This window comes from Salipiger thiooxidans, from assembly GCF_900102075.1.
Lineage (GTDB): Bacteria > Pseudomonadota > Alphaproteobacteria > Rhodobacterales > Rhodobacteraceae > Salipiger > Salipiger thiooxidans.
The window spans coordinates 354,550-372,232 of record NZ_FNAV01000001.1 but is presented as its reverse complement, the minus strand read 5'-3'; the positions used below and the strand labels follow the sequence as shown (position 1 = coordinate 372,232).

Genomic DNA, 17,683 nt, shown 5'->3' with positions numbered 1-17,683 from the left:
GATCCGTCGCAGCCGGTGGTACTCTTCGCGCTCGAGTGGTGCGAGTTCTGCTGGTCGGTGCGCAAGCTCTTCGCGGCGGCGGGGATCGCGTATCGCTCGGTCGATCTCGACAGCGCCGCCTTCCGCATCGGCGACCGCGGCGGCGCGCTGCGCAAGGCACTGGCCGAGACCACCGGCGCGGTGACCATCCCGCAGGTCTTCGTGGGCGGCCGGCACATCGGCGGCGCGACCGAGACCTTCGACGCCTTCAACGCGGGCGACCTGCAGCAGAGGCTGGCAGAACTCGGTTGCGGGGTAAACGCCGAGGGCATCGGCAACGCCTACGGGTTCCTGCCGGGCTGGCTGCACCCGCGCAGACCCGCCGCGGCCTGAGGAGGACAGATCATGGACGATCTCCACTCCGTCACCCCCGAGCGCCCCGACCCCTATCGCTGGGTCATCGTCCTTTCCGCGTCGGCCATGCTGGCCGTCGCGATGGGGCAACTGGTGAACGGGCTCTCGGCCTTCTTCACGCCGCTCGAGGAAGCCGAGGGCTGGAGCCGCGCAGACGTCGCGCTGATCAACTCGGCGGGGCTTATCGGCCTCGCCCTGGGCGGCATCGCGATGGGCTGGCTGGCGGACCGCGTCGACACCCGCAAGGTGATCCTGACCGGCGCGCTTGTCACCGGGCTCTGCGTCACCGCGGCGGGCTTCGCCACGGCGCTCTGGCAGCTCTACGCGCTGTTCTTCGTCGCGGGCGCGCTGGGCGGCGGGGCGCTGTTCGCGCCGCTCTTCGCGCTGGTGGGGAGCTGGTTCCGCACCGGCGCGGGGCTCGCCATCGGCATCGTCTCGGCCGGGCAGGCGATGGGGCAGGGTGGCATTCCCTTCGCCAACGCGCTGCTGATCGAGAGCCTCGGCTGGCGTGGCGCCTTTGTCGCCATCGGCCTTGCGTCGCTGGCCATCCTCGTGCCGCTGGCGCTGCTCGCCCGCGCCCCGCGCAGGGCCGGCCCCGTGGCGGCGCAGGTGGCCGAGACGCTCCCGGCGGTGCCGACCCCGGTGGTGGTGGCGCTGATGAGCCTCGGCGTGGTCTTCTGCTGCGCGCTGATGTCTGTGCCGCTCATGCATCTTGCGCCGCTGGTCGAGCTCTGCGGGGCGAGCGGCGCGGAGGCGGGCAGCGTCGTGCTGGTCATGATGATCGCCGCCATCGCCGGGCGGGTGGCCTTCGGCAAACTCGCGGACATGATCGGCGCGCTGCCGGCCTACCTCGCTGCGAGCGCCTGGCAGACCGCCTTCGTCTTCCTTTTCGTGCGGATCGACGACATCTCGCTCTTCTACCTCTTCGCGCCGGTCTACGGCTTCGGCTACGCGGGGGTGATGACAGGGGTGCTGACCAGCATCCGCACCCTGCTCCCGGCCAAGCGCCGGGCCGGAGGCAGCGGCATAATCATCGCCTTCGCGTGGGGCGGGCACGGTCTTGGCGGCTGGCTGGGCGGGCTCTTCTTCGACGCCACGGCGAGCTACGAGCTGACCTTCGCCGTGGCCGCCGGAGCGGGGGTGCTGAACCTGACGGTGATCCTGCTGCTCGGCTGGCTGGTGATCCGGCCCTGTCGCGGCACGGGGACCCGCATGGCGGACGGTCTTGCCGTATAGAACCACAGGCGCGGGGCCAAACGGGCCCCGCGTTTCGACCGTTCTGTGACCTTCGACCCGCCTCTGGCGGGCGCTTTGCGTCGAAAAGGTAGCAACGCATATCATTCCGGGTAACATGCTGAGAAGGAATGACTTAAGCTACGAGGGCGAACGACGCGGAGGACAGGGTCTTGGAACTACACGACATGGCAGGGCACCTGATCCGGCGCCTGCATCAGACCTCGACCCACGTGTTTGCGACGCGCACCAAGGACGCGGGCCTTGACGTCACGCCGGTGCAGTTCGCGGCCATGGACGCGATCCGCGGCAATCCCGGCATCGACCAGGCGGGGATCGCCGCCGCCATCGCCTATGACCGTGCGACCATCGGCGGGGTGATCGACCGGCTCGAGCAGAAGGGCTGGATTTCGCGCACCGTGAGCCCGCGCGACCGGCGCGCCCGGGTGGTGACGCTGACGGGGGAGGGCGCCGCGATGTTCGACCGCATCCGCCCCGTCGTGCGCGCGCTTCAGGCCGAGATTCTGCCCGGCCTCTCGGACGAGGAACGCTCGCAGTTCCTCGATCTCGCGCGCAAGGCCTCTGCCGGGGCACCGCAGCCCTAGCGGCGAATCCCTTTCCTCGCAGTTTCTGTCCCAGGAGTGGCCCGACGCGCCCTGCCTCGTTTGGTATTTTCAATACGAAACAACGGGATGATGTATTTAGTATGTGTACATATTTATAGATTGACCGAAATTGGTAAGTATAGATACTATATCTCCAGACCGGGCCACGGCCCGTGCCTGCAGGGCGAGGAGGAGAGATCATGCAGTACTACCTGAACGGCTTTCGCGGCGGCGATCCCGACCTTGACGATGCGGTGCCGGGCCGTCGCGAGTACGGCGGTTTCGCACCGCTTCCCGACAAGGTGGACGTGCTGATCGCGGGCTGCGGACCGGCGGGGCTCTGCCTCGCGGCGCAGCTCTCGCGCTTCCCCGAGATCGACGTGATGATCGTCGAGCGCAAGCCGGGCCCGATGGAGAAGGGGCAGGCGGATGGCGTCAACACCCGGACCATGGAGATGTTCCAGGCCTTCGGTTTCGGCGAGAAGGTCAAGCGCGAGAGCTACTGGGTGAACCAGACAACCTTCTGGACCCCGGATCCGCAGAACACCGGGCACATTCGCCGCGCAGGCCGGGTGCAGGACGTGGCCGACGATTCCTCGGAGATGCCGCACACGCTGATAAATCAGGCGCGGATCCACGAGCTGTTTCTCGACGTGATGCGCAAGTCGCCCCGCAGGCTCGAGCCCGATTACGGCTGGTCGGTCGTGGACGTGACCGTGGACGAGACCACCGAGGACCACCCGGTGACCGTCACGCTCGAGAACACCGGGGTGAACGCCGGCGCCACCCGGATCGTGCGGGCGAACTACGTCGTCGGCTGCGACGGCGCGCGCTCGAACGTGCGCAAGGCCATCGGCGGCACCCTGCACGGCGATGCCGCGCACCAGGCCTGGGGCGTGATGGACATCCTCGCCAACACCGACTTTCCCGACATCCGGCAGAAATGCGTCGTGGCCTCGGCCACCGAGGGCAACGTGCTGATCCTCCCGCGCGAGGGCGGCTACCTGTTCCGCATGTATGTCGAGCTCGACAAGCTGAACCCCGACGAGCGCGTCTCGAGCCGCAACCTGACCTCCGAGCACATGATCGCCGCCGCCAACCGGATCATGCGGCCCTACACCATCGACGTGAAGGAGGTGGTCTGGTGGTCGGTCTACGAGATCGGGCACCGCATGACCGACCGGTTCGACGACGTGCCCGAGGACCGGAAGGCACACCGCACGCCGCGGGTCTTTACCGCGGGCGACGCCTGCCACACCCACAGCCCGAAGGCGGGGCAGGGGATGAACGTGTCGATGCAGGACACGTTCAACCTCGGCTGGAAGCTGGCGCATGTGTTCCAGGGGCGCGCGGATGCGAGCCTGCTGCACAGCTACTCCGCCGAGCGCTGGCTCGAGGCCAAGCGGCTGGTGGACACCGACCACAAATGGGCGCGGATCATGTCGGCGCCGCCGGGCGAGTCCGAGCTCGACGGGTCGGACATGCCGCGGGTGCAGAAGCAGTTCATCGAGAACCTCGAGTTCACCGGCGGGCTTGCGGTGCACTACATGCCGTCGGCGCTGATCGGGGCGGACACCCACCAGGCGCTGGCGCAGGGGCAGGTGATCGGCCGCCGCTTCCACTCGGCGCCGGTTGTGCGCGTGGCGGACGCGATGCAGATGCAGCTCGGGCACGTGGCCGAGGCCGACGGGCGCTGGCGGATCTACGCCTTCGCGGGCGAGGACCCCTCGGCCATTCACAGACTGGCGGAGTGGCTCGGCAGCGATGCGGCGTCGCCGCTGGTCCGCTACACTCGCAGCGACGAGGACATCGACGGGCTCATCGACCTGCGGGCGGTGTTCCAGCAGACCTTCGACCAGCTCGCCTATGAAGAGATGCCGGCGCTCCTGAAGCCCGCCAAGGGACGTTACGGATTGCAGGATCACGAAAAGGTCTTCTGCGTGGATCACAAGGGCGCGGGCGACATCTTCGACATGCGTGGCATCGACCGCGCGCGGGGCTGCATGGTCGTGGTGCGCCCCGACCAGTACGTCGCGCATGTCCTGCCGCTTGCCGGGGTCGCCGAGCTTGCGGCCTTCTTCGACGGCTTCCTCAGGGCACCGGCGCGCTGACGGGACGGCTCAGCGGATCTGCCGCCCGGGCGTGAGCCCCGAGATCGAGGCCACAAGCGACTGGCGGTCGATGCCGAAATGGCGGTGCAGGTCGGGGATCGTCCCGGTCTGCCCGAAATGCTCGACCCCGTGCGCAATCGTCCGGTGCCCCGCGACCGAGCCAAGCCAGGCCAGCGTCGCCGGGTGGCCGTCGAGCACGGTCACGAGGCTGCATGAGGCAGGCAAGGGGGCGAGTAGGCGCTCGACATGGCTCTGCGCGTTCGCGTTGCCGCGCGCCCGGGCCCGCTGGGCGGCGGTCCAGCCGGCGGCAAGCCGGTCGGCGGAGGTCACGGCAAGCACGCCGATGTCGCGCCGGTGCTCGCCCGCGATGCCGGCGGCGGCGATGGCCTCGGCCGCGACCGCGCCCTGGTAGGCGATGACGACGCTGCAGTTCGGCCCCGGCTCGCGCAGCCAGTAGGCGCCGTCGATGGAGCCCTGCCGGAACCCGTCGTCGCTGCGCTTGCCCGGCTGCTCGAGCGGCTGCGTGGTGAGCCGCAGGTAGACCGAGCCGCCGGTCTCGTCGCGCAGCCACGTGCGCTCGTCCGGGTCGCCGTCGCCATCGCGCTGGAGGTAGTCGAAGGCCCAGCCGAGGATCACCGCGAGCTCATCCGCGAAGGCGGGCTCGAAGGCCGCGAGCCCGTCCTGCGCCATGCCGGTGAGCGGCGTGCCCACCGACTGGTGCGCCCCGCCCTCCGGCGCCAGCGTTACCCCCGAGGGCGTGCCCACGATGATGAAACGGGCGTCCTGGTAGCAGGCGTAGTTGAGCGCATCGAGCCCGCGGTGCACGAAGGGATCGTAAACCGTGCCGATGGGGATCAGCCGCTTGCCCCAGAGCGAATGCGCCAGCCCCGCGGCGCCCAGCAGCAGGAACAGGTTCATCTCGGCGATGCCCAGTTCGATGTGCTGGCCGTCGGGCGAGAACTCCCATTTCGCGGTCGAGGGGATGCGGTGCTCGATGAAGGCATCTGCCTGCGCCGTGCGGGAAAAGAGCTTGCGGCGGTTGACCCACGGCCCGAGGCTCGTGGTGCCGGTGACGTCGGGTGACGTGGTGACGATCCGCTCCGCCAGCGGGCCCTTGTCGCGGGCGAGCGCACCGAGGATCTTGCCGAAGGCGACCTGCGTCGAGATCTCGGCATCGGTGGGCGCAGCGAGATCCGGGACCGCCAGCCGGTCGTCACTCAGGCGGCGCGGGTAGCGGGCGAAGAACGGCACGCGGTCGAGGAAGCCGCGCAGCCGGTCGGGGTCGTCGAGCGTGGCGAAGGGCTCCCACTCCGCACCCTCGGGCACGCCCATGTGGGCCTGCCACTCGGCCATCTGCGCTTTGGTCATCAGCCCGCCGTGGTTGTCCTTGTGGCCGGCGATGGGCGTCCCCCAGCCCTTGATCGTGTAGGCGAGAATACAGGTCGGGCGGTCGTGGTCGATGGATGCGAAGGTCTCGGCCATGGTCTCGACGCAGTTGCCGCCAAGGTTCTCCATCAGCTCGGCCAGCTCGGCGTCACTGCGCCGCTCGATCAGCGCCGACACCGGGCCCTGATCGCCGAGATCGTCGTTCAGCCGCTTCCGCCAGACCGCGCCGCCCATGTAGGTGAGCGCGGAATACTCGGCATTGGGGCAGCCATCTATCCAGTCGCGCAGGGCCGCGCCGCCCTCTTCCTCGAAGGCCGCGCGCTGCAGCCGGCCGTGCTTCACGCGGATCACGTCCCAGCCGAAGGCGTCGAAGATCTTCTCGATCCGCCCGAAGAGCCCCTCGCGCACGATCCCGTCGAGCGACTGGCGGTTGTAGTCGATGACCCACCAGCAGTTGCGCAGGTCGTTCTTCCAGCCTTCCTGCAGCGCCTCGTAGATGTTGCCCTCGTCAAGCTCGGCGTCGCCCATGAGGGCCACCATGCGGCCCGAGGGCGCGTCCACGCCCCAGGGCTTGGCGCGGATGTAATCCTGCACCAGCGCCGCGAAGCTGGTGATCGCGACGCCGAGCCCGACCGAGCCGGTGGAGAAATCCACGTCGTCCACGTCCTTGGTGCGGCTGGGGTAGCTCTGCACGCCGCCGTAGCCGCGGAAGGCCTCCATCTTCTCACGCGGGAGGTTGCCCATCAGGTAGTGCATGGCGTGGAAGACCGGCGCGGCATGGGGCTTCACGGCGACCCGGTCCTCGGCCCGGAGCGCCGAGAAATAGAGCGCCGTCATGATCGACACCATCGAGGCGGACGAAGCCTGATGCCCGCCCACCTTGATGCCGTCGGCCTTGGGGCGCAGGTGGTTGGCGTTGTGGATCATCCAGTGCGACAGCCAGAGCAGCCGCTGTTCGATGTCCCTGAGATGCCGCGAGTCGTCCGTCATGTGGGGTCCTCCTCCTCCGGGGACGAGCATATCCGCCTGAGCGGGGGGATTTCGCCAAAGCTGTTGCGATCTGGTGCGGATTGCGCTGAGATCGGGCGTGTTTCGCGAAAAATGCGATGGAAGCCGGCGCATATGACCATGGATCTCGACGAAATCGACTACAGGATCCTGCGCGCCCTGCAGCGGGACGCACGGCTGACCCATCAGGAGCTGAGCGAGAAGGTCGGGCTTTCGCCGTCGCCCTGTGCCCGGCGGATCCGCAAACTCGAGGCCGAGGGCTACATCACCGGCTACAGCGCGCGGATCGACGACGCGCGGCTGGGCTACGGCTTCAGCGTCTTCATCTCGGTGCGGCTCGATCGGCAGATCGACGACCGGCTGGTCGCCTTCGAGGCCGAGATCAAGCGCTGCCCCGAGGTGGTCGACTGCTGGCTGATGACCGGAAGCTTCGACTACCTGCTGCGCGTCGCGGTGGGCGATCTCGCGGAGTTCGAGCGGTTCCTGACCGGGCGGCTGACCAAGCTGCCGGGGGTGGCCTCGCTGGAATCCTCGATCCCGATCCGGCGGGTGAAGTACCTGCCGGCGCGGCTCGACTGAGGGCGCGGCTCAGTCCGGGCGGCCGACAGAGCGATCGATGCGGTACTGCCGCATCTTGCGGTAGAGCGTGGGGCGCGAGATCCCCAGCACGGCGGCCACGCGCGTGAGGTTGCCCTTCTCTGCGGCGATGGTCCGGCGGATGGCGCTGGCCTCGATGCTCTCGAGATCGCCGGAATTGCCGCTCAGGATGCTCTCCAGCGAATCCTCCTCGGATTCGTCGAAGTCGTCACGCAGTTCGGGCGGCAGGTCCTTCACGGTGACGACGGGGCCGGAGCACACGAGGTATATCCGCTGCACGGCATTGCGCAGCTCGCGCACGTTGCCGGGCCAGCGGTAGGACGCGAGCATCTTCAGCGCGTCCGCTCCGAAGCTCATCTTGGGCCGGCCGGTTTCCCTGGCGAAATGGTCCGAGAAATGTTCCAGCAGCGCGAGGATGTCGCTGCCGCGCTCGCGCAGGGGCGGCACCTCGATGGTGACCACGCCGATGCGGTAGAACAGGTCGCGCCGGAACTTGCCCTTCTCGATCTCCTGCCGCAGGTCGCGGTTGGTCATCGCCACGAGCCGCACGTCGACCGGGCGCCGCTTGCTGTCGCCCATGCGGTAGATGGCGCGCTGCTCCAGCGCCCGCAGCAGGTAGGGCTGCAGCTCGATCGGCATGTCGCCGATCTCGTCGAGGCAGAGCAGCCCGCCGTTCGCCTGCTCGAACTTGCCGGCCCGGCCGCCGCGCGCGGCCCCGGTGAAGGCGCCGTCGACGTAGCCGAAAAGCTCGGCGCCGATCAGGTCGTTCGAGATCGCGGCGCAGTTCACCGGCACGTAGGGCGAGTCCGGCCGGCCAAGGCGGCTGTGGATCAGCCGCGCGAAGAGTTCCTTGCCGACGCCGGTCTCGCCCTGGATCAGCACCGAGACATTGGCCTGCGCGGCGCGCTCGGCCAGCTCGATGGCCTCGAGCATCTTGGGCGAGGCGCAGACGATGTGGATCGGCTCTTCCGAGACGTTGGGCCGGGGCTGGATGCGCCGGGCACCGATCTCGGGCCGCCGGAGCGAGCGGTCGCATTTGAGGAACAGCGCGGCGCCGCGGTAGTCGTTGTCGAGCACCAGCCGCTCGAGCCCCTGTGCCTCGACATTGGGCGGCAACAGGGTGGGGAGGTCCTTGGCGTTGAACGCCTCGAGATCGGGAAGCAGCTTCTGCCCGACCAGCAGCTTGTCGGAAGACGGGAACGTGGTCTCGTCGACGCCGCGGCGGAACAGGATGCGCCCGTTGCGGTCGAGCAGCAGCACGGAATTGTCCGCCTGGCTGTACTTCGACTGCAGGAAGGCTTCGAGCAGCTGGGTCCGGTCCTGCCGCTGCTGTTCGGCCAGGGCGATCTCGATTTCGCGCGCGGCGGCGAGCACCAGCGCGATGTTGTGGCGGCGGAAGATGTCGGGCGGGCCCGAGAGGTCGACCACGCCGATCACCGAGTTGTCGAACGGGTTGCGGATCGGCGCACCGGCGCAGGTCCAGGCTTGAACGCCTTCGACGAAATGCTCGGCGGCGTGGACGTACATCGGCTTGCCGGTCTTCAGCGCTGTCCCGATGCCGTTGGTGCCGACGGTCTTCTCGTTCCACTGGCCGCCGACCTCGAGATGGATGCCCTGGCCGTCGTCCAGCACCGAGGCGTCGCCGATGGCGTCGATGATCACGCCCTGGTCGTCGGCCAGCAGCATGATCGACTTGGCATCGCTGAGGTGGGGTTCAAGACGCCGGAACGCGGCAGAGGCGGCGCGCCGCAGATGCGCGTTGTGCTGGCGCCTCAGCGCGATCTCGTCCTCGTCGCTGATCTTGCGCGAGGCGAGGGTGGCGGCATCCACGCCCATTTCCATGCTGCGCAGCCACGAGGCGAGGATGTCGTCCCGGACGTGGTCGCTTCTGGCCTCGGCCGGGTGGCCGGAGGTGACGAAGGTTTCCCAGGCCATCCGGATCTCACGGTCAAGGGGCTGACCTTGAACTGTGTCTGTCAAGCCGCTCATTTCCTTGCTTGCTCTGTTATAATAGCTCGCTCGAGTCATCGTCGGGTGTACCGTCATCTTTCTCGGCTTCGGCGTCAGAGGCGCGTCGCTGCGTGTCCGTCTCCGCCGTCAGCCCGAGCCCGTCCGAGACCCTTCGAAGCAGGTCGTCCTCGGACAGGTCAGGGCCCAGCTCGGCGTTCTCGAGCAGTTCGAGCGCTGCGCGGATGTCGTCGCTGACGGGCGAAAGGAAGCCGTTGTCCTCCGTCGCCAGTACAAACTTCCTTGACCTGATCGTGCGGCGGAGCTCTCCGAGAAGCTGGAGCTGTCTGCCGCTGTTTCGGTCTACAAGCACGACACGGCCGTTCAGGCTGATCCGGACATGAGGGTCAGGTTCCGCCGGGCTGGATGGTGCCGACAAATCGTAAATGAGGAGGCCTTCCGGCTTCGGCGCTTCCCGCCGCCGCGCCTGATCCTGGCGCATTTTGGTGAAGCCGCCATTGCTGATCTGATCCGCGAGCTTGCGGATCGTGCCGGCGTTTTCGGATATCAGGCGCTTGGCACGCACGTCTTCGGAACGCGGTCCGTCGCGCTTTGAAAAAATATCCACCTCGTCGTCCTCCCATCGGAAAAGCTATCATCCCATGCACATTTACGCCACGTCAAAGTGCGGCGATTGGGCGCGCATGGTCAAAGAGTGAGCGGATTGCAGGCACTGGCAACGGCCTGCGAACACGCGCTGGCACAAGGCTCCTGACCGGGTTCCGCGACGCGGTTGCCCGGTGCTTCGGAGGCCGGGGCGACCGGCCTCCGTACGGGGGTTGCGGCGGGGAGCGATCCCCGCGGAAACGCTCAGGAAAGCTCGAACCGGTCGGCGTTCATCACCTTGGTCCAGGCCGTCACGAAGGCGTCGATGAACAGCCGCTCGTTGCCGCGGCTGGCGTAGACCTCGGCCAGCGCCCTGAGCTGCGAATTCGAGCCGAAGACCAGATCGACCCGCGTTCCGGTCCACTTCGGAGCGCCGGTGGTGCGGTCCCGGCCCTCGAATCGGGTCTCGGTCCCGTCGGTCGGAAGCCACTCGGTGCCGGCGTCGAGGATGCTGGCGAAGAAGTCCGCGGTCAGCGCGCCCGGGCGTTCGGTGAGCACGCCGTCGCTGCCATGGGTCGCCCCGATCGCCCGCAGCCCGCCCACCAGCGCCGTCATCTCCGGCGCGCTCAGCGTCAGAAGCTGGGCCCGGTCGATCAGCAGCGCCTCGGCCGGGTAGCTGAAACTCGCCTTCTGGTAGTTGCGGAAGCCATCCGTCAGGGGCTCCATGGGCTCGAAGGAGGCGGCGTCGGTCTGCGCCTCGGTGGCGTCGGTGCGGCCCGGTGTGAAGGGCACCTCGATGTCGTGGCCACCAGCCTCCGCCGCGGCCTCGATGGCTGCCGCGCCGCCGAGCACGATGAGGTCGGCGAGCGAGACCTTCTTGCCGCCCGAGGCCCTGCCGTTGAACGACGACCGGATCGCATCCAGCGTCTCGAGCACCGGGGCGATGCGGGCGGGATCGTTGGCCTCCCAGTCCTTCTGCGGGGCGAGGCGGATGCGCGCGCCATTGGCACCGCCGCGCCGGTCGGAGCCGCGGAAGGTCGAGGCCGAGGCCCAGGCCGTCCAGACCAGGTCAGCCACCGACAGGCCGGAGCCGAGGATCTCGGCCTTCAGCGCGGCGATGTCGGCGGCGTCGATCAGCGGATGATCCACCGGCGGCACCGGGTCCTGCCAGATCAGTTCCTCGGCCGGCACCTCCTTGCCGAGGTAGCAGGCCTTCGGTCCCATGTCGCGGTGGGTGAGCTTGAACCATGCGCGGGCGAAGGCCTCGGCGAACTGGTCGGGGTTCTCGTGGAAGCGCTTGGAGATCGGGCCGTAGATCGGGTCCATGCGCATCGCCATGTCGGCGGTGGTCATCATGATCGGGACCCTCTTCTCCGAACCGTCGACCTCGGGGGCGTGGTCGGCGTCGGCGAGATCCTTGGCGTGCCAGATCTGTGCTCCGGCGGGGCTTTTCGTCAGCTCCCAGTCATATCCGAATAGCACGTCGAAATAGCCCATGTCCCAGCGCGTCGGGTGCGCCGTCCAAGGGCCTTCGATGCCCGAGGTCGTGGTGTCCACGCCCTTGCCGGTGCCGTGGCCGTTGAGCCAGCCGAGCCCCATGGCCTGCAGCGGACCGGCCTCGGGTTCGACACCCACCAGCGCCGGGTCGCCCGCGCCATGGGCCTTGCCGAAGGTGTGACCGCCGGCGACCAGCGCCACGGTCTCCTCGTCGTTCATCGCCATGCGGGCGAAGGTCTCGCGGATGTCGCGGCCCGAGGCGAGGGGATCGGGATTGCCGTCGGGCCCCTCGGGGTTCACGTAGATGAGCCCCATCTGCACCGCGGCCAGCGGGTCGGCGAGGTCGCGCTCGCCGGAATAGCGGCTGTTGGGCTGGTCCGAGGTGGCGAGCCACTCGGTCTCGGAGCCCCAGTAGATGTCTTCCTCGGGCTCCCAGATGTCGGAGCGGCCGCCGCCGAAGCCGAAGGTGCGCCCGCCCATGCTCTCGATGGCGACGTTGCCGGCGAGGATCATCAGGTCGGCCCAGCTCAGCGCGTTGCCGTACTTCTCCTTGACCGGCCAAAGCAGGCGGCGGGCCTTGTCGAGGTTGCCGTTGTCGGGCCAGGAGTTCAGCGGCGCAAAGCGCTGTGTCCCGGTCGAGGCGCCGCCGCGCCCGTCGGCGGTGCGGTAGGTGCCGGCGGAATGCCACGCCATGCGGATGAAGAACGGGCCGTAATGGCCGTAATCGGCGGGCCACCAGTCCTGGCTGTCGGTCATCAGCGCGGTGAGGTCGGCCTTGACCGCGTCGAGATCCAGCGCCTCGAAGGCGCGGCCGTAGTCGAAGCCCTCGGGCATCGGGTTGCCGCCCCCCGGGTTCAGGATGCGCAGGTTGAGCTGGTTCGGCCACCAGTCCTTGTTGCTGCGTCCCGCACGGTTCGTGGCGTTGTGCATGACCGGACAGCCGCCGGTCATCTTCATGTCGTTTCCGTCCATTCTTCTCTCCCTGGGGTGTTTCTCATCTGGGGCGGGGCGGTCGCGGGGGCGGACCTTGCCGCGGATGGTCTTGTCGCTTGCGCGGAGGCGGCCGGCCGAGGAGTGCCGGCCGCCGGGCAGTCACCGGGACCGCCTGTCGGCTCAGGGGACGATGACGCCCCGCCCGGTGAACTTGCGCGCCTTGAAGTCCGAGATCGCGAGGTTGATGTTGTCGAGGCTGTACTCGGTCTGGTGCATCTTCACCTTGCCGTCGGCGTTCATCTCCATCAGCTCGACCAGCTCGACGAAATCGCCCACGAGGCTGCCGCCGATCTTGATCTCGTTGGCGACAAGCTCGAGCGTCGGCACTTCGACCGTGCCGCCGTAGCCCACCATGATAAGCTCGCCGCCCTGCCGCAGGAGCTTCCAGCACAGGTTCTCGGTGCCGTGCTCGCCGACGAAGTCGATGGCCACGTGCGCGCCGCCGCCGGTGAGGGCCTTGACTTCTTCCACGAGGTTCGCGCCGCCCGCGATGACGATGTCGGCGCCGAGCTCCTTGGCGAGTTGCTGCGCGCCCGGTTCCTGATCCACCGCGATCACCCGCGCGCCGCAGGTGTGCTTGAGCACCTGAAGCGCGATGTGCCCGAGCCCGCCGATGCCCAGCAGCACGCAGTAGCCGCCCGGATGCAGCAGTTTCGCCGCCTTCTTGGCAGCCCGGTATGCGGTGATGCCGGCATCGGCCATGGGCGCCACCGAGAGCGGCGTGATGCCGGTGTTCAGCTTGATGATCGAGCGCTCGTTGGTCTTGAAGTACTCGGCGAAGCCGCCGTCGAGCCCGAGACCCGGGAACTTGCCGTGATCGCAATACATGTCGTGGCCGTAGCGACAGCTCAGGCAGATGCCGCAGGCGTTGAACGGGTGGCAGATCACCGCGTCGCCGGGCTTGACCGAGGTGACGGCGCTGCCGACATCCTCGACCCAGCCGGCATTCTCGTGGCCCATGGTGTAGGGCAGCAGGCTGCCCTCGACGTCCATGATGTTCTTCCAGACGCCTTCAATGATGTGGAGGTCGGTACGGCAAAGGCCTGCCGCACCGACCTTAACGATCACCTCGTCGGGAGCTGTGATTGTGGGAGGGGCAACGGTTTCAATCTTCAGCTGCACGTTCATCGCGGGATCGTATTCGTAGAGTCTCGCTGCTTTCATATCCTGGTTCCTTCTGGCTGAACGGGCTGCCGCGGGGACGGCAGCCCGATATGTGTCGGGGGCCTACTTGCGTCCCAGGAGCTCGGCGCCGCCGCCGAGTGCGGGGCCTTCGGTGGGATCCGCCTCGCCCTCGTCGAGATCGCCGATCAGCGTCTCGGTGGTGAGGATCAGCGTCGCGACCGAGGCTGCGTTGACCAGCGCGCTGGCGGGGACGCGGGCCGGGTCGATGATCCCGGCCTCGAACATGTCGCCGAACTCGCCGGTCGAGGCGTTGTAGCCGTGGTCCTTGGGCGCGCTGACGACCTTCTCCGCGACGGTGTCGGCGTCGGCCCCGGCGTTGCGGGCGATGCGGCGGACCGGCTGGGTCAGGATCGACCGCACCAGCGCCACGCCGCGGGCCATGTCGCCCGAAACCGAGAGCGTATCGAGGCAGGGCGCGATCTGCGCGAGCGCGGTGCCGCCCCCGGCGACGACGCCGTCCTCGGCCGCGGCGCGCACGGCGCAGAGCGCGTCCTCGATCAGCTGGATCGTGCGCTTCTGTTCGACCGGGGTGAAGCCGCCGGCGTAGATGATCGCGCTGCCGCCGGTGAGCTTGGACATGCGCTCGCGCAGCTTGTCCTTCTCGATGTTGGGCGGGGCCGCGTCATGCTGGCGCTGGACCTGCGCCCGGCGGGCGCGGATCGCCTCGGGGTCGCCCTCGCCGCGCAGGATGCTGGTGTGCGAGGCATGGGTGCGCACCGTCTCGGCGCCGCCGAGCTGGGCGCGGGTGACGGTCTCGATCTTCTTGCCGAGATCGCGGGCCAGCACCTCGCCGCCGGTCAGAATGGCGAGGTCGTCCAGCATCGCCTGCCGCCAGTGGCCGTATTCCGGCGGGTGCACGATCAGGTACTTACCGGCGCCGCCGTCGCCCAGCAGGGTGATGATCACCTCGGGCGCGATCTCCTCTGCGATGATCAGCAGCGGGCGGTTCTCCTCGTCGGCGATCCGGCGGGCGCTGTCGAGCATGGCGGGCTTGAGGATCTTCTGGTCGGTCATCAGGATCAGCGGATGGCGGAGCACCGCCTCCATGTGATCGCGGTCGGTCACCATGTGGTGCGAGATGTAGCCACGCTCGAAGGACATGCCCTCGACCACCTCCATGGTGGTGTCGATGGTCACCCCGAAATCGGCCGAGATCACGCCGTCGCGCCCGACCCGGTGATAGGCCTCGGCCACCAGCCCGCCGAGCTTGGGATCGGTGGCAGATACGCGCGCAACCGCCTCGAGATAGGCGGGGTTGTCGTCGCAGTCTCGCGACGAGGCGTCGATGGCATCGACGACGGTCTGCACCGCGAGGTCGATGCCGCGGCAGAGATCCACCGGGCGCACGCCGTTTTCGGTCAGCTCCACGCCGTTCTGGATCAAGGCGTTCGCCAGCACGATGGCGGTGGTGGTGCCGTCGCCCGCCACGTCGTTGGTCTGCATCGAGACCTCGCGGACGACCTGCGCGCCCATGTTCTCGAAGCGGTCGCTGAGTTCGATCTCGGACGCGATGCTCACCCCGTCGCGGGTGACGAGCGGCGTGCCGACCGGGCGATCCACCATCGCGTTGAGCCCCTTGGGCCCGAGCGTGGGTTCGACCGCCGCCGCCAGCCGCGCAACCCCGCGCGCCAGGTTTTGCCGGGCGACTTTTCCGTGCACCATCAGTTTAGCCATGACTTCCTCCTTGGACCCAAAGCACTTTTGGGCCTCCTCCCATTTTGTCGTCTTGGTTCAGTTCGTTACCGGCCCGCGTCCGTTGCCTCGCGGGGCGGGACGCGGCCCGCGATGAAATCGACGAGCGTCGGACCTTCGGGGCCGATCGCGACCTCCTTGTAGCGGGTGGCGCCAAGACCGCGGCACAGCGCGCCGTTGAACTCCATGTTGATGCGCGTGCTGCGCAGCCGGCCCATGTGCGCCTGAAGCCCGTCCGGCGCGATGCGCTGGCCATCCCAAGTCGGGAAAGCGGGGGCGTCCCCGCCCGGCGCGAGCCCCTTCACCGCGAGCAGCTCGAGATAGCGCGGCAGCTGCCGCAGCTCCTCGGGGCCGGTGAAGCGCACCCGCTTCAGCGCAGCGAGCGTCATCGCGGTGATCGCCGCGTCGCTCCTGCCCTCGGCGCGCAGTGCCAGCAGCAGCGCTTCCTGGCGGCGGTCAAAGGCCTTGGCCATGAAGGTCTCGACCACCTCGTTCAGCACCGCGCCGCCGCAGCTTTCGGCGAAGATCTCGTGGAACGGCCGGCCGCTGTTGACGCCGTCGTTGACCTCGTCGCCGAGGCAGTGGTCCTGCAGGTGCACGGTCATGCCGCGCACCCAGGGCAGGGCCATCACCTCGGAGCGGATGCCGAAGGCCATCAGGAACGCGAAGTTGGGCGAGCACCAGTAGGTCGGCAGCCGGAACTCGACCCGGACGAAGAGGTCCTCCGAGACCTCGACGCTCTGGACGAAGTCCATGTCGGTGATCGGCTCGTCGAGCTCGGGATCCGAGACTGCCGAAAGGCAGTCCCAGACCTCCAGCTCGCATTCCGCCTTCAGAGTGGCAAGGAACATGAGCTTACTCCGCCGCGATCTGCACCGGTGCGCCGGCCAGCTGCGTCTTCATCGCCTCGACATCGACGTCGTAGAGCTTGGCCGCGTTGAGCCCGAGGATCTTCTCCTTGATCGCGTCGGTCAGCTGCACGCCGCTGCGTTCGGCCGAGATGTCCTCGGGGATCTGGTAGTTCCAGAATTTCTCGACCAGCCATTGCGGAGTCCAGATCGCGTAGTCCGAGCCGAACAGGATCTTGTCCTCGCCGACCCACCACAGCAGCTCGGCCATGACCTCGCCGAAATAGCGGGGGCGCGAGTGGATGAAGGGCATGGCGACGGCGAGCCCGGCGTAGACGTTGGTCTCCTGCGTCGCGATCCAGCAGAAATCGTCGAGCCGGGGCAGGCCGCAATGCTCGACGATCCAGTTGAGGTTCTGGAAGTCGGTGGCGGCATAGTCCACGTCATCGACGCTGAAGGCGTCCTTCGACAGCGGGATGATGGTCGGGCCCTTGTGGACGTGGATGTTGCGGATGCCGAGCTTGTCGCAGAGCTCGAAGCACTTGTAGGCCGCGGGATCGTTCAGCGCCCAGCCCTTGCTGCCGCCGTTCCACTCGGCCGTGTACATCTTCACGCCCTTGATATCGAAGGTTTCCTTCATCCAGTGGATGTACTCGAGCGCCTTCTCGCCATCGCGGGGATCGAAGCTGCCGTTGACGATGAAGCGCTCCGGGTGCCGTTTGGCCATCTCGTGCGAGCGCTCGAGGCAGCCGAAACCCTCCTTGTAGAAATCGCGCAGGACGGTGGTCTGGATGATCGCCATGTCGTCCGGGCCATCGACGAAGAGGTCGCGGTAGATGTCCTCCTCGGAGTATTTCTCGAATTTGGCCTTCTCCCAGAGCTGCTCCTCGGGGCTGAGGTTGGTGTGGTAGGCGTAGAAGCAGTCGATGAACTGCTTGCCGTGGACGTTCGCCTGGTTCTCGGGGCTGGCGTCCCAGAAGTGGACGTGGCCGTCGAGGACGAAGATTTCTTTGCCGTCGGGTGTCTTGTACATTGCTAACCTCCCTGGGTGTCGTTGCGCGCGCAGACGGTCCGGAGCGGCGCGCGGCATCCGGCTCCTCCGGCCGCGCGCCCGCTGTCTGTCCGTCAGGCCGTCCGCCTGTCTGTCCGTCGGTGGGGATGGCCGGGGGCAGGGCGGTGCCGCGCCCCCGTGCCGGTGATCAGATGAATTCCATCACTTCGTTCATGTCGCCGAAGAGGATCACGGTGTTGTCGTCGACCCGCACCATTCGCCCGTAGTGGGTGGAGGTGTTCACCTCGAAGATCTCGGCGGTCATCTCGCGGCCGAGGTATTCGGTGATCTCGTCCATCTTGAAGATCAGCTTGCCCTCGCCGTCGATCCGGATGGTGGCCGGGTTGTAGGTGACGGTCACGTTGGGATTGTTCTCTTCCATGAACTCGGCGATGGCGCGCGCCTCGACAGAGTCGTTCATGGTCACACCGCATTGATGCGACACCTCGCGCGAGGTCAGATCGATCTCGCTCATCGGCTTGAAGATGTTCTTCTTTGATGCGTTACGCGCTGTGCTAGACATCTGTTTCT

The 17,683-nt window shown here is 67.8% G+C and carries 14 protein-coding genes; 5 read left to right on the top strand and 9 right to left on the bottom strand.

The window, feature by feature from the left end:
- Positions 1-15: 15 nt before the first annotated feature.
- The 4 genes from BLQ77_RS29205 to BLQ77_RS01735 all read left to right on the top strand — a co-directional run bounded on the left by BLQ77_RS29205 (position 16) and on the right by BLQ77_RS01735 (position 4,342).
- Positions 16-372 carry a glutaredoxin domain-containing protein gene (locus BLQ77_RS29205; protein WP_242661602.1) on the top strand — a complete coding sequence of 119 codons (357 nt, stop codon included), beginning with the start codon at positions 16-18 and terminating at the stop codon, positions 370-372.
- A 12-nt stretch (positions 373-384) separates the two neighbouring features.
- Positions 385-1,629, top strand: coding sequence for an MFS transporter (locus tag BLQ77_RS01745; RefSeq protein ID WP_089954628.1), 1,245 nt, complete (start codon positions 385-387; stop codon positions 1,627-1,629).
- A gap of 170 nt (positions 1,630-1,799) precedes the next feature.
- Positions 1,800-2,231, top strand: a complete 432-nt coding sequence (locus tag BLQ77_RS01740; RefSeq protein WP_089954625.1) for a MarR family winged helix-turn-helix transcriptional regulator — start codon at positions 1,800-1,802, stop codon at positions 2,229-2,231.
- 200 nt (positions 2,232-2,431) lie between these two features.
- Positions 2,432-4,342, top strand: coding sequence for an FAD-dependent monooxygenase (locus BLQ77_RS01735; protein ID WP_089954623.1), 1,911 nt, complete (start codon positions 2,432-2,434; stop codon positions 4,340-4,342).
- Between the two features lie 9 nt (positions 4,343-4,351).
- Here the strand turns inward: BLQ77_RS01735 and BLQ77_RS01730 are convergent, their stop codons facing one another.
- Positions 4,352-6,718 carry a thiamine pyrophosphate-binding protein gene (locus BLQ77_RS01730; RefSeq protein ID WP_089954620.1) on the bottom strand — a complete coding sequence of 789 codons (2,367 nt, stop codon included), beginning with the start codon at positions 6,716-6,718 and terminating at the stop codon, positions 4,352-4,354.
- 132 nt (positions 6,719-6,850) lie between these two features.
- Between BLQ77_RS01730 and BLQ77_RS01725 the strand changes: the two genes are divergently transcribed.
- On the top strand, positions 6,851-7,315 hold the full coding sequence (locus BLQ77_RS01725; RefSeq protein WP_089954617.1) for an Lrp/AsnC family transcriptional regulator: 465 nt from the start codon (positions 6,851-6,853) through the stop codon (positions 7,313-7,315).
- Positions 7,316-7,324: 9 nt separating this feature from the next.
- Here the strand turns inward: BLQ77_RS01725 and BLQ77_RS01720 are convergent, their stop codons facing one another.
- The 8 genes from BLQ77_RS01720 to BLQ77_RS01685 all read right to left on the bottom strand — a co-directional run bounded on the left by BLQ77_RS01720 (position 7,325) and on the right by BLQ77_RS01685 (position 17,675).
- On the bottom strand, positions 7,325-9,268 hold the full coding sequence (locus BLQ77_RS01720; protein WP_089954614.1) for a sigma-54-dependent Fis family transcriptional regulator: 1,944 nt from the start codon (positions 9,266-9,268) through the stop codon (positions 7,325-7,327).
- A 70-nt stretch (positions 9,269-9,338) separates the two neighbouring features.
- On the bottom strand, positions 9,339-9,908 hold the full coding sequence (locus BLQ77_RS01715) for a hypothetical protein (protein WP_089954611.1): 570 nt from the start codon (positions 9,906-9,908) through the stop codon (positions 9,339-9,341).
- Positions 9,909-10,150: 242 nt separating this feature from the next.
- Positions 10,151-12,355, bottom strand: a complete 2,205-nt coding sequence (katG, locus tag BLQ77_RS01710) for a catalase/peroxidase HPI (protein WP_089954608.1) — start codon at positions 12,353-12,355, stop codon at positions 10,151-10,153.
- 141 nt (positions 12,356-12,496) lie between these two features.
- Positions 12,497-13,540, bottom strand: a complete 1,044-nt coding sequence (locus BLQ77_RS01705) for an NAD(P)-dependent alcohol dehydrogenase (protein WP_089954606.1) — start codon at positions 13,538-13,540, stop codon at positions 12,497-12,499.
- Positions 13,541-13,603: 63 nt separating this feature from the next.
- On the bottom strand, positions 13,604-15,235 hold the full coding sequence (locus BLQ77_RS01700) for a molecular chaperone GroEL (RefSeq protein ID WP_089954603.1): 1,632 nt from the start codon (positions 15,233-15,235) through the stop codon (positions 13,604-13,606).
- A gap of 65 nt (positions 15,236-15,300) precedes the next feature.
- On the bottom strand, positions 15,301-16,104 hold the full coding sequence (locus BLQ77_RS01695) for an iron-sulfur cluster assembly protein (RefSeq protein ID WP_008886131.1): 804 nt from the start codon (positions 16,102-16,104) through the stop codon (positions 15,301-15,303).
- 4 nt (positions 16,105-16,108) lie between these two features.
- On the bottom strand, positions 16,109-17,134 hold the full coding sequence (locus tag BLQ77_RS01690) for an amidohydrolase family protein (RefSeq protein ID WP_089954601.1): 1,026 nt from the start codon (positions 17,132-17,134) through the stop codon (positions 16,109-16,111).
- A 166-nt stretch (positions 17,135-17,300) separates the two neighbouring features.
- The gene (locus BLQ77_RS01685; protein WP_008885347.1) at positions 17,301-17,675 is read right to left on the bottom strand and encodes an MmoB/DmpM family protein; all 375 of its coding nucleotides are present in this window, start codon (positions 17,673-17,675) and stop codon (positions 17,301-17,303) included.
- Positions 17,676-17,683 lie beyond the last annotated feature (8 nt).

Excerpts from the sequence above, each read along its gene's own strand:
- BLQ77_RS01745 (WP_089954628.1), top strand. The coding sequence starts at position 385 with ATGGACGATCTCCACTCCGTCACCCCCGAGCGCCCCGACCCCTATCGC.
- BLQ77_RS01735 (WP_089954623.1), top strand. The coding sequence starts at position 2,432 with ATGCAGTACTACCTGAACGGCTTTCGCGGCGGCGATCCCGACCTTGAC.
- BLQ77_RS01730 (WP_089954620.1), bottom strand. The coding sequence starts at position 6,718 with ATGACGGACGACTCGCGGCATCTCAGGGACATCGAACAGCGGCTGCTC.
- BLQ77_RS01725 (WP_089954617.1), top strand. The coding sequence starts at position 6,851 with ATGACCATGGATCTCGACGAAATCGACTACAGGATCCTGCGCGCCCTG.
- BLQ77_RS01720 (WP_089954614.1), bottom strand. The coding sequence starts at position 9,268 with ATGGCCTGGGAAACCTTCGTCACCTCCGGCCACCCGGCCGAGGCCAGA.
- katG (WP_089954608.1), bottom strand. The coding sequence starts at position 12,355 with ATGGACGGAAACGACATGAAGATGACCGGCGGCTGTCCGGTCATGCAC.
- BLQ77_RS01705 (WP_089954606.1), bottom strand. The coding sequence starts at position 13,540 with ATGAAAGCAGCGAGACTCTACGAATACGATCCCGCGATGAACGTGCAG.
- BLQ77_RS01700 (WP_089954603.1), bottom strand. The coding sequence starts at position 15,235 with ATGGCTAAACTGATGGTGCACGGAAAAGTCGCCCGGCAAAACCTGGCG.
- BLQ77_RS01695 (WP_008886131.1), bottom strand. The coding sequence starts at position 16,104 with ATGTTCCTTGCCACTCTGAAGGCGGAATGCGAGCTGGAGGTCTGGGAC.
- BLQ77_RS01690 (WP_089954601.1), bottom strand. The coding sequence starts at position 17,134 with ATGTACAAGACACCCGACGGCAAAGAAATCTTCGTCCTCGACGGCCAC.
- BLQ77_RS01685 (WP_008885347.1), bottom strand. The coding sequence starts at position 17,675 with ATGTCTAGCACAGCGCGTAACGCATCAAAGAAGAACATCTTCAAGCCG.